This window comes from Streptomyces sp. NPDC059696, from assembly GCF_042733745.1.
GTDB lineage: Bacteria > Actinomycetota > Actinomycetes > Streptomycetales > Streptomycetaceae > Streptomyces.
The window spans coordinates 40,449-51,854 of record NZ_JBHWFG010000046.1 but is presented as its reverse complement, the minus strand read 5'-3'; the positions used below and the strand labels follow the sequence as shown (position 1 = coordinate 51,854).

General features: G+C 63.0%; 8 protein-coding genes and 1 tRNA gene. 3 read left to right on the top strand and 6 right to left on the bottom strand.

All coding sequences use genetic code 11. The annotated features are described in order from the left end of the window. Positions 1-116: 116 nt before the first annotated feature. The 3 genes from ACFV20_RS33420 to ACFV20_RS33410 all read right to left on the bottom strand — a co-directional run bounded on the left by ACFV20_RS33420 (position 117) and on the right by ACFV20_RS33410 (position 4,848). The gene (locus ACFV20_RS33420) at positions 117-1,214 is read right to left on the bottom strand and encodes a DNA adenine methylase (RefSeq protein ID WP_385663892.1); all 1,098 of its coding nucleotides are present in this window, start codon (positions 1,212-1,214) and stop codon (positions 117-119) included. A gap of 183 nt (positions 1,215-1,397) precedes the next feature. Next, positions 1,398-2,777, bottom strand: a complete 1,380-nt coding sequence (locus ACFV20_RS33415; RefSeq protein WP_385663880.1) for a hypothetical protein — start codon at positions 2,775-2,777, stop codon at positions 1,398-1,400. 13 nt (positions 2,778-2,790) lie between these two features. Then, complete coding sequence (locus ACFV20_RS33410; protein WP_385663877.1) at positions 2,791-4,848, bottom strand: helicase HerA domain-containing protein; 2,058 nt, start codon at positions 4,846-4,848, stop codon at positions 2,791-2,793. A gap of 1,573 nt (positions 4,849-6,421) precedes the next feature. Here ACFV20_RS33410 and ACFV20_RS33405 point away from each other — a divergent pair. Continuing rightward, positions 6,422-6,480, top strand: a tRNA-Ser gene (locus ACFV20_RS33405). A 578-nt stretch (positions 6,481-7,058) separates the two neighbouring features. On the opposite strand, the gene ACFV20_RS33400 is transcribed toward ACFV20_RS33405, so the two are convergent. Further along, a complete protein-coding gene (locus ACFV20_RS33400; protein ID WP_385663874.1) occupies positions 7,059-7,514 on the bottom strand; it encodes an SHOCT domain-containing protein in 456 nt (151 codons plus the stop codon). Between the two features lie 228 nt (positions 7,515-7,742). On the opposite strand from ACFV20_RS33400, the gene ACFV20_RS33395 reads away from it, so the two are divergent. Continuing rightward, positions 7,743-8,213 (top strand): Asp23/Gls24 family envelope stress response protein, encoded by a 471-nt coding sequence (locus tag ACFV20_RS33395; RefSeq protein ID WP_385663872.1) that lies wholly within the window; start codon positions 7,743-7,745, stop codon positions 8,211-8,213. 140 nt (positions 8,214-8,353) lie between these two features. Here the strand turns inward: ACFV20_RS33395 and ACFV20_RS33390 are convergent, their stop codons facing one another. Further along, positions 8,354-9,238 (bottom strand): MBL fold metallo-hydrolase, encoded by an 885-nt coding sequence (locus tag ACFV20_RS33390; protein WP_385663870.1) that lies wholly within the window; start codon positions 9,236-9,238, stop codon positions 8,354-8,356. Between the two features lie 190 nt (positions 9,239-9,428). Further along, on the bottom strand, positions 9,429-10,463 hold the full coding sequence (locus tag ACFV20_RS33385) for a Ku protein (RefSeq protein WP_385663888.1): 1,035 nt from the start codon (positions 10,461-10,463) through the stop codon (positions 9,429-9,431). A gap of 54 nt (positions 10,464-10,517) precedes the next feature. On the opposite strand from ACFV20_RS33385, the gene ligD reads away from it, so the two are divergent. Next, positions 10,518-11,399, top strand: a complete 882-nt coding sequence (gene ligD / locus ACFV20_RS33380; protein WP_385663867.1) for a non-homologous end-joining DNA ligase — start codon at positions 10,518-10,520, stop codon at positions 11,397-11,399. Positions 11,400-11,406: the final 7 nt, after the last annotated feature.

Here is an 11,406-nt window from a genome sequence, read left to right as displayed (position 1 = left end):
TCTGGGCCCTGCTACGCGACGACCGCCCCTTCACCACCAGCCCACCAGCAAGGACACACACCGCTACAGCCGCTTGACTCGGTCATTAAGACTCCGCCGACCTTTCGTAGGAAGCGTTAGCTCGGCCTATCAGTCTCGTTTTTGAGTATGCAGTCGACAGACCTGAAGTCATCATTCAGTGGAACGGTAGCGGGCGGAAGAGTGGTGATGAGGATTTCCTCGGCTGCCCCCCGACCTTGGCGCGCCGAGGCCGTGTACCGCAACGTAACTACACGTTTTGTAATATTCCAGTTCCTGACCCCGAGAATTGCCCTATCGCTCGGATTGGGGCTCATCCGATTCGCTGCATACAGTCCAGAATCCGTGAGCAATTCTGGCTTGGCGTCATACGACAAAATCCACCTAAACTGCATGCAATGATTCAGATAATCCGCCAAACGATAGTGCAAAAGATTGTCATCCCATTGCAAATCAGCTACAGGCGCATTCGGGTATCCTTGCGGCTCAAACGAAGTCTGGTACAGCTTCTGCGACTTTTCCAAGTAGGGGGGGTCCAGATAAGCCAAGACTCGATCAGGAATTAGATCAGCATACCATTCCGGTACGTCGGCTAGAGTGTCTTTCCAATCTTTACACCACACGTCGACCAGGCGATTTGCATCATACAGAGAGCCGACATAACGGATACGCTCAGCCAGTGCATCGACATTATAGCGGCAACCTATTGAGTACTTAGACTCCTGTCGACGTCCTCCGATAGGTCCAGCACTTCCGTGCAAGATTCCCGAAAAGGTAGTGCGATTCAGGAATAGACACTTCATGGCTGTCTCGAAGCGCGCAGTCGATTCCGTCATGCCAGGCGAGGGAATCCACGAGCGCCAGAAGTCCCAACGATCCAGGGCAGTCACCCCGCCCTTGCTGACGTAGAGCGAGTATTCTTCCGCCATCCTGTCTACGAGATTCTCCGCATCGGAAGCCGCAACTTGCCAAAATGCTGCTACCAATGGGTCCGCGTCAGCCAGAAGAATGCGGTTGACAACTCCAGCACCAACAAGCCGCAGGGAAGTAGAGGCTCCTCCGGCAAATGGCTCGACGAGCAGGTCCACTTTCCTGGTCTGGGAAGACTTCTTCGCAGCCTCAATCAACTCGCTAATGAGGCTTGACAAGCCAGTCTTGGCACCTGGATACCGAAGTGGCGTCTGGTACCTACCCATCGCAAGGGGATGCGTGAGCTGGCCTACTTCCAGGTTAGCCATTGGCCGACCAGGGATGCTCCGCGGTGCGCTCGGAATCGCTGCAAGGCGGGCATTGTGCGGCTGCGAGCTACGTCCGCTGGATCGGATCTCGGAGTCACCTGAAGCACTAACCGAGCTCATGCAGCCCCTCCCACTTCGTTGCTACGGGTTCGGTGTCGACGCGCTTCCCAAGCCTAGCTTGTGCTCCGCCACCAGCCTCAACACGTCGGTGCCGACACCAATCGGGAACGCAGCCTTACCGTGCGCCACAGCGACAGGAATAATTCCATCCTGATACATGGAGGACCCTGTCCGATCGATGACGTCCAAAATGGCAGGCAGGGTTGGGTAGCCATCAGGACCGGGCTGCCCACCAGCCGCGTCGTACGCAGCACCCCGCTCAGGCATGACGGTCGGTACGACGATACGACCATCTTTTGCCCGGTAAACGAACTTCCGCCCCCAGTACGTCTCTTTTCCGTAGGCAGCCGGATTTTCCGTGTTCGTTATGACCTTGACTACTTCCTGATCGCAAACAAGCAAGTCACCAGGCTCCAGTACATCATGACGAGCTAGCTGGCGAGCGTAGTCGACCATCGCTCCGGTCTTTTCCAAACCGCAGATATACGGTCCGTGTCCCGGAGTTGTTGAAGTCATCGCTTGGAAATACTCTTGGGCGCGACCGCGAAGTTTCGCCGGCGGTCCATACATGGCCAAGGGGCCATCCACGATGAATAGCGTGGAACGCAGTAGCTCATTCCGGGACTGCTCCCAGAGGAGGCTAGTCAGCCCGACGAGAACGAGCAGCTCCAGCACAGACATCAGTCGACCGAGGGCTGATTCGTTCGCCCCCTCCTCCGTGACTTCTTCATGAATACGAAGTACGTCGGTCGGATACAGGGGCTCCTTGCACGAAGGACAGCTTCCCCCTCGGAAGGAGACTGCAACGTCCTTGGCACTGCACTCGCTGGATGGGCAGTTAACCGGGACTGTAGTTGCCGGTTTACCTGGCTGTCCATGAAGCAGAAACAGGAGATCTAGGAGAGACTGGTTAAGCCGGTTGACCTCGACCTTCTTACTTCTAAAAATGTGGTTGAGGTTTTCCCTCCAAGACGTGCTGATGCCGACCCCTGCTCGGCTGTAAGCGCCGGCAACGGGTAGGTCGAGTGAGACCAGGGCCGTGTTGACAGCCTTCTCAATCGCAACAGGGTCAACGAAGCGGGCAGATCTTTGAAACTCCATGACCCCCAAGTCGACGTAGGCTGCAGCAGCTTGCGCGTAGCCGTACACGACGGACGGAAGCCCATCGCGAACTCGCTCAGTGATCCGAGACCCATCGATGGCAATCGCCGATGTGAGGTGTTCTGGTCGTGACGGGAACGCCCCAGCACGCTTGATTTTCGGCACAAGCCATTTGACGTCTCCCACTTTATCCGCGGGGACATAGAAGCTTGCCCTATCAGCAAGGGCACGGAGCGCTGCAGTTGTGTGACCTACACGTGACGCCCGCTCTGGGGAACCATTCACAGTTTCGTAGCCCATGGCACTTCCGCTTCTAATTCTTCGGAGCCAGAGGAGAGTCGCCAGCCGCCGCCCTAGCTTCGTTCACCAGGTTGAGGTCATACTTGTCGATTTGAACCGGCACGATGTACGGAGAAGACAATGTCTTCAATCGCACGTACCCTCGGTCTTCCGAAGAGAGGATTGCCGGAGCGAAGGCGCCGAAGTCATAGAACTTCGACAACTCCTGCAACTCCTTAGTGTTGTTCAGATGCGCCACGACCCAGTTCGCAGTGTTGGCCTTTACCTGGTGCGCCACTCCTGAAACTTCTTGAGTTGCATAGGTCATGCCGATATTCAGCTTGGCTGCTTCCTTCGCGAGCTTTACCCACACATCTGCGTCGTCCTTATACTTGTCCGACGAAAACAGGTTATGCGCTTCCTCCAGCATCACCTGAATCGAGGGCGGAACGTCTCCGGAAGTGAACACATTCGTCTGCTTCGCCAGAAGCCTACGGGTGATGTTCTCGGACAACGTCTTTACGATCGGCGGAGACCCAACATGAAGGTCAACAATGACGACCCTTCCCTTGGTCAGCTCATCGTAGATTTCCTCAGCGGGATCAGCCTGAGTCGCCTCGTTATGAAAGTCCTTCAGATCCAGCAGGTTTCGCCATCCTCGGACGTTTCCGGACTGACCGGTTTGGCCTGTATAGATCGGCTCTGTAGACGTCCACCGCACATCATCACAGAAGTTTTCGGCTTCAGGGTCGCCATCCTTACGCAACTCGATGATCGTATCGACTACGTCCCGGATGTCGGCTCCCTTCACGGAAACCGTCGTTTTACCTGCCGAAGTGAAGAATTTCTTGTTCTTCTTCTGCTCTATCGCCTTCCGCAGCGGTTCCCTCATGCCGATGAGGACGGAGAAGGGGTATGTAGTGCCGGCGTTATACTTGGGCAGTGTGAATCCGGCGCGAATTAGCGAAGCGTAAAGAATCAGACGCCCTCGTTGCGCACGCGTGGTCTCACTGAAGTTTCCCTGGACATCCGTGAACCTAGTCACCGCGAAGTCGTTGATGTAGCCAGCCGATCCGTCGGAACGCAGCTTGTCGGCGATCAGCCCCTGTACGGCGCCGGCTTGTTCCGGGTCGAAGAAGTTGATACCCAGTGGTCGAACATGCGGCTGCGTGCCATCCGCCCCAAACTTGAAGATACGGACGTGCTTCTCACCAATCGCCGCAATCTCTGTCCCGTCCTGAGTGTTGGGGTTTGCGTACTCACCCTGCGGGTCGAAGATCAGCTGACCAATCGGCCCTTCACCATTAGACCGACGCCGCTCAGACACAACAAAGGTCCGGGCAATAATAATTTTCGCGGTGTTGGACTTGCCCATGCGGGTCATTCCAAGCAAGCCAGTCTTTGTGCCGATGAAGTCGTGGATATTGACCGTCACGGCTGAGTCGTCTTGTTTTGCAACCTTAGCGCGCCGACGCGTGGCCGAGTAGCGCACGGCGCCAATTCGCACACGTTCCACATCCTTCTCGGAAGGCTTCAGATACGAGGCGATTTCAGAAAGCCCATCACCGATCGGCTTCAGGACTCGATACGTCGACGTGGCATAGAAATTGTCGACGTCGGCACCGAAGTCGAGTCGCTTACGACCGTCGATGTCGGTCTCATAAAAGGTGCCCAAGATTCGACACCTGAGGCCAGTGAACGAGACTCGGTTCTTGGTGAAGGGATCGAGGTTAATATCCAGAACCACAGAGGGAGATGCGTCGCCATTGCTCGACAATGCAGCCCGCAACGCTTCCTCTCGGACTGCATGCAAATCCGATTCCATCGCGAGCGGCGCAGTTCCATCTACGCGCAGCAGCAGCACTTCGTCATCATCATGGGAATCCCCATCGATGTCTCGCGCCGTGGCCAGGAGGAAGGTGTACTGCGGGATACCGCCAGCCTCGAACTTCCACTTGTCGTGCGTCAGAACGATCGCCTCGGAATAGTCGAGACGATGAATCGCCCCAATGCGGATCGACCGAGTCTCCGCGAGAAGCGTCGACTCAAGAAGCGTTCCGGCCCCTACTCCGGGAAACAGCGAAACAGACACTATTCCTCCCCCCCTGGGATGCATGTGCAGCTGACATGTTCCCACAACGTGCACTGTGTGAAAAGTGGATCAACCTCTCGCACTGTGCGTGGCTGAAATTCGACGTAGTGGCTTGTTATAGTTGCCACGCTCGTCTCACGGACAGCTCGTTGAAGTGCCGTATCCTGCCCATTGAGTGCCTTGCGTGCATATCAGCCGCCAGCGTCCAGGCGCCCCTCCCAGTGGCCGGCCTAAGAGGTGCGCTTAGGAACGTCCGTGTCGAAATCCGTGCACGTGTTCGATCCGAACCCGGCACATGAGGTCAGCGCCCACGGTCCTGAATCCGCCGTCGCCCTCTTCGACCGGATCGACGGTCGGTTGCTATGGAGTCCGACAGACGTCTGCCTCATCTATATTCAGGCCGTTGAGCTACGGCATCTCTCGTCCTGCCGACGCGCAGACCCTCGTCCAGATTTCCACTACGGAGACCTCAGACAGCGGGACCGTCTCGGTGTAGCCGATGTAGGCGAGCCCATTGTCGAGGACCACAGGGAAACCCGAGCGACGCCAATACCGCACAACCTCGTTCTCAACAGCGCGAGCCGCAGCACCGACTGCGAACCGCATCGTCTCAACTACGTTCCAACCAGACCGGCGGTGATCAGCGAGCCTCGTGTTCTTGGGGCTGTCCTCGCATATCCCGATCTTGGCGGCAGCGAGCCGGGGTGACGCGACTAGATACAACAGTGCTGGCCTCGCGGGTTTGAAGCCGTTTTCTGCGCATTCCTCGCACGGCCCACTTCGAAACCTACTGTTGAGCACTGGTGAGCAACGATGCCCCTTGGCGATACAGTGGCCGGGCCATTTCGTGGCATCGTTCCGGTAGGGGATCGCCGGATCAGGAAGGTACCCCCACTCTCGTGCCAGCTGTCTGGCGTATCCTTCGGGATGCCGCTTCTTGCCACCGCAGCGCTCGCAGCCTCCCTGACCGTGCTTAATGTTGTCGAGTCGAGGTCCGGGGTCACAGACTGTCCAACAACGCAGACACCAAGCTCGTGTTGCGGTTCTGGCGTCGACGACCTCGACCATGGGTAGGACATGCCCAAGCTTGATCATTTCTGATCTGCGCTGATTGGCTCGCTCTCGCTTTAGACAGCGCGTGCATGCGACTCTTCCCATCTTCGCTAATGCTCGGACGGAGCTTAGGTATGTTCGGAACGGCTTATCGTGTCCTTCGCACCCCGGCTTCAGGCAACGAACAAGGAAGGGAATCGACGTTCTACCTGGATACTGCTGCACAGGTTCGACACCAGATGCGCGCAGTTCGAGCGTCGCAGTAGCGTGGTCAATCTTCGGTCTCTTCACCTGCCCAGCATCTAGCGGTGCACTGACAACACGAAGGCGCCCCCGACTTCAGCTCGCGAGCTGCCACTCTGTGGGGTGGTGCACGACCGCCGGTTCACTGCTCGGTCGCAGCACATGGTGCAGGTTGGTAGCCCTACCCGAAGGCCGCCCGCTAGCCCAGCGAGCCGTGGACCATTCGTGGACTGACTCCGCCCGACCGATCGCGTGTGAACCTCGGACCTGCTGCTTTGCCCGAGGGCCAAGCGGCCTCCGGAGCCGTGTGCGCAGGTTCGAATCCTGCCGGGGGCACCTTGTGTGAGGTGCCCGAAGACCCCGCCATCAGCGCTTGCTGGGACGGGGTCTTCGCGTGTGTGCAGGCGTGTGCCGCCCAGGCTGATGGTGCGCGAGCTGAGGGCTCGTCTCAGGTCAGCGAGCCATGGCTTCCGCGATCTCTTCCGAGGCGCTCTGCCGGGACTGCCTAACCCTCGCGCACACGGCCCTCATGAGTGCTTGAAATGCTCGCCCTCGCCGGTCTGTTGATGCGTGGACCCGACCTGTCGGAGCAGTGCTTCGGCGCCGTGGCTGGCGGGCGAGGAAGCGTCCTCCAGTGAAGCCAACTCCTGAAAGAAGCAGCTGCCATCGGGCCCGAGGGCTCAGCGGGTAAGGGGTCCGCGCAGCACAGTGGACAGGCGGCGCTGCTCAGGTGGACCTTTCCGCTCAGGTATCGCTCCATGAAGTGAAAGGCAAGACGGGAGGGACCCCAGGGGGAAGGTCTGAGGCCCGGTGTGGGTGCAGGTCCCTGGTGGTCGCGAGCACCGTCCCGCCGGTGGCCCGTTCATTGGGTGGCGTGCCGGTGCCGGGTCTCCGCCCCGGGGCGGTCCTGGCCGCTACCGCGTGCTCCAGTCGTCCGGTGTGGGGTGGCCGCCGGCCAGGACCAGTTCCTTCGCCCTGCGGAACTCCTCGTCCGTGATGTCACCGCGGGCTCGGATCTCGGAGAGCCTGGCGAGGTCGTCGACGCTGCCGGAGCGGTTCTCGCCGCCCTTGGCGGTCTCCCGGACGTAGCTCTCGAACGCCTCCTGCTGGGCGCGTGCCTGGGCGGCCTCGCGGCGGCCCATGTTCTTGCCGCGGGCGATCACGTAGACGAAGACCCCGAGGAACGGCAGGACGCAGCAGAACACCAGCCAGCCCGTCTTCGCCCAGCCGCTCATGGAGTCGTCCCGGAAGATGTCGACGACGATCCGGAACAGCAGGATGAACCACATGATCCACAGGAAGACCCAGAGCACCGTCCAGAAAGCGCTCAACAGTGGGAAGTCGTAGGCGAGATACGTCTGCGTGGTCATGGTCGTCCTCCGTTCCCGGCGCGATCGGCGCGGGTGGGCCCGGTCGGCGGCGCAGGCCGCTCTCCGCGTGCCCACGCCCAGCCTGCCCACGGCGAGGCGGGCAGGCCTCACCCGGGGAGGGTGAGGTTCAGGGGCGGTGAATTGCCACTTTCGCCCCATCCGCACCATTGTTCTACGGTGGAGAGGAACGACGCTGCTCATCCCCTCACCACCATCGAGGTGACGGTCATGACCGAGACCACTCAGCGCAGGAACACAGCGGGCAGGCAGGACGGGGCGCCGTCGCAGGGCGGCAAGGGCGCCGCCGGCACCCGTGGGAACACCGCCATCGCGGACACCGTCGTCGCGAAGATCGCGGGCATGGCCGCCCGCGAGATTCCCGAGGTGCACAACCTCGGCGGAAGCATGACCAGGGCCTTCGGGGCTGTGCGCCAGCGGGTGCCGGGCGGGGGCAGTGGAGTCACCCAGGGGGTGAAGGTCGAGGTGGGCGAGCGTCAGGCCGCCGTCGATCTCGACCTGGTCGTCGAGTACGGCGCCGCCATCGCCGACACCGCCGCCGACGTGCGGACCAACGTCGTCAACGCGGTGGAGCGGATGACCGGGCTGGAGGTCGTGGAGGTCAACATCGCCGTCGACGACGTCCATCTGCCGGACGAGGAGGACGAGTCCGAGGAGCAGGGGGGCAGGCGGGTCGCCTGACCTGTCCCACCTGTCTGTCTGACCTATCCGGCCGACCTGACCGGCCTGACCGACCTGGCCGACCTGACCGACCTGACCGACGGGACCGGTACACCTCGGTGGTCGTTCGTCCGTCGCCCGGCCGTGCTGAGGGGCAGTGCTCAGTACACCTCCGGCACCGCCCCCGCACCGCACGGCAGGTGCATGCGGTCGCCGTGGCCGCAGTGGACGACGCGGTCGCCGAGGCCGATCGCGTCGGCCTCGGCGAGGAAGGCGGACAGGGGCGAACGCATCACCGTGTAGTCCTCGTAGTGCACGGGCAGGACGAGGCGGGGGTCGAGGCGGCGGGCCAGTTCCGCGCCCTGGGCGCCGTCCATCGTGACCAGGAAGCCGCCGGGGAGGCGGGTGCCGCCCAGGTGCAGGACGGCCAGGTCGGCGGCCGGGAAGCGGTCGGCGATCTCGTTCAGGCCGTCGTACACGAGGGTGTCGCCCGAGAGGTAGAGCCGCATGCGGGGCGGCCCTCCGGCGGGGCCGAACTCCAGCATGCTGCCCATCACCGGCGGCAGCAGCCTGCGCAGCACCGCCTGGCCGGCGTGCCTGCCGGGCAGGGCCGTGACCGTGACCTGGACGCCGTCGCGCTGGAGGGTGAGCGCCTTCCAGGTGCGCAGTCCTGCCGTCCGGTGGAAGCGGTGCACGGCCCTGAGGCGGCGGGCCGCGTGCGGAGTGGTCAGGATCGGCACGGTGTGGTCAAGGTGCCGACGGGCCCGTCGGTCCCAGTGGTCGCCGTGCAGGTGTGACAGCACGACCGCGTCGAGGCGGGGCAGTTCGTGCACGTCCAGGGCCGGTTCGGTCAGGCGGCGGCTCAGCAGGCCGTAGCCGAGGTGGGCGTACTGACCGCGGTGGAGGAAGTTCGGGTCGGTGAGCAGGGTCAGCGGGCCGTACGACAGCAGCACCGTCGCGTTACCGATGAAGTGGACGTCGAGTGCGTCGCCGGTGTCATGAGCCGGCCCGTCGCTGGTGCGGTCGTCGCCCGCGGGCTGCGACATGTCTCCTCCGGTCCTCCGGTCTCTCCTCCGGTCTCCTCCGGTCTCCTCCGGTCTCCTCCGGTCTCCTCCGGTCTCCTCCGGTCCTCCGGTCCTCCGGTCCTCCGGTCCTCCGGTCCCCTCCGGTCTCCTCCGGTTCCTTCCGGCTTCCCAGTCCCCCGGATTTCAGGGGCCCCGGTTCCCCGGCCTTCTGTCAGGCCGAGCGCTTGCGGGACGTCGACTTCTTCGCCGCCGTCTTCTTCGCTGTGCTCTTGGACGCCGTCTTCTTCGTCGTGCCCTGGCCCTGGCTGGACTTGGACGTCGACTTCTTGGCCGCCGTGGTCTTCTTGGCCGCCGTCTTCTTCGCGGTGGACGTCGACTTCTTGCCGCCGGTCTGCTTGGGAGCCGCCCGGGCCGTCTTGCGCTGCGGCAGCGGCTTCACCTCGGCGTGCTCCGCCTCCTCGCCCCGGGACTCGCGGGCCGCGCGGACGCTGTTCTCCAAAGCCGCCATCAGGTCCAGGACCTTGCCGCCCGTGGCCGGTTCCGGGGCCTGCGGCGGGGCCTCGCCGGCGGCCTTCGCGGCGATGACCTCCTCCACGGCCTCGCGGTACTCGTCGTGCAGGTCCTCCAGGTCGACCTCACCCAGGGTGTCCATCAGGGCATCCGCCAGGTCCAGCTCCTGGTCGCGGACGGTGACGTTCGTGTCGGGGGCCAGGCCCTCGGGCGCGCGGACCTCGTCCGGCCACAGCAGGCCGTGCATGGCGATGGCCTCGCCGACGACCCTCAGCATGCCCAGGCGCTCGCGCCCTCGCAGGGCGAACTTCGCGATCGCCACCTTGTTGCTGCGCTTCAGGGCTTCCCGGAGCAGGGTGTACGGCTTCGCCGCCGGAGCGCCGCCCGCCTGGAGGTAGTACGCGGCGTCCATCTGGAGCGGATCGATCCGGTCGGCCGGGACGAAGGCGACGATCTCGATGGTCTTGGCCGTCGGGAGGGGCAGGCTCGACAGGTCCTCCTCGGTGATCGGGATGATCGTGCCGTCCGCGTCCTCGTAGCCCTTGCCGATCTCCCCCTGGGTGACCTCGCGGTCCTCCAGTTCGCAGAATTTGCGGTAGCGGATGCGGCCGCCGTCCTCGGTGTGGATCTGGCGGAAGGAGATCGAGTGGCTCTCGGTGGCGTTCACCAGCTTGATCGGAATGCTGACCAGGCCGAACGAGATAGCGCCGTTCCAAATGGATCTCACGTGCAGCACCCTTCCGGTCACTCTGGGGAGTGTTCGTCATGGTTTGCGTGGAATTCTTATCGTATGGCGCCTATCACAGAGGTGGAGGGGCGACGGGTCGCTCTCAGCAACCTGGAGAAGGTGCTGTATCCCGCCACGGGTTTCACCAAGGGCGAGGTGCTGCACTACTACGCGACCGTCGCCGAGGTCCTGCTGCCCCATCTGCGGGACCGGGCGGTGTCCTTCCTGCGCTACCCGGACGGGCCCGACGGGCAGGTGTTCTTCACGAAGAACGTGCCGCCGGGTACGCCCGAGTGGGTCACCACCGCCGAGGTGCCCCGGGTGGAGGGGCCGTCACGGATGGTCCTGGTGCAGGATCTGCCGAGCCTGATGTGGTCGGCGAACCTCGTGACCGAGTTCCACACCCACCAGTGGCTCGTCGGCACACCGGAGGAGGCGGACCGGATCGTGTTCGACCTCGATCCGGGGGCGCCGGCGAGCATCGTCCAGTGCTGCGAGGTCGCGCTGTGGCTGCGGGACCGGCTCGCGCGCGACGGCTTGGAGACCTACGCCAAGACCTCCGGCTCCAAGGGGCTGCACCTGCTCGCCGCCGTGCGCGGGGCGTCCTCCGAGCGGGTGTCCGAGTACGCCAGGGAACTCGCCGTCGAGGCGGAGAAGGCCATGCCCCGGCTCGCGCTGCACCGGATGACCAGGAGCCTGCGCCCGGGGAAGGTCTTCGTCGACTGGAGCCAGAACGCCGCCCGCAAGACCACTGCGGCCCCGTACACCCTCCGGGCCCGCCCGGAGCCGACCGTCTCGGCGCCGGTGACCTGGGCGGAGATCGAGGAGTGCCGCGCGCCGGGGCAGCTGGACTTCCGCGCGGTCGACATCGCCCCGAGGGTCCAGGACCACGGCGACCTCCTGGCCCCGCTGCTGGACGCGGACGCGGCCGGGACCCTGCCGTAGCGGACGA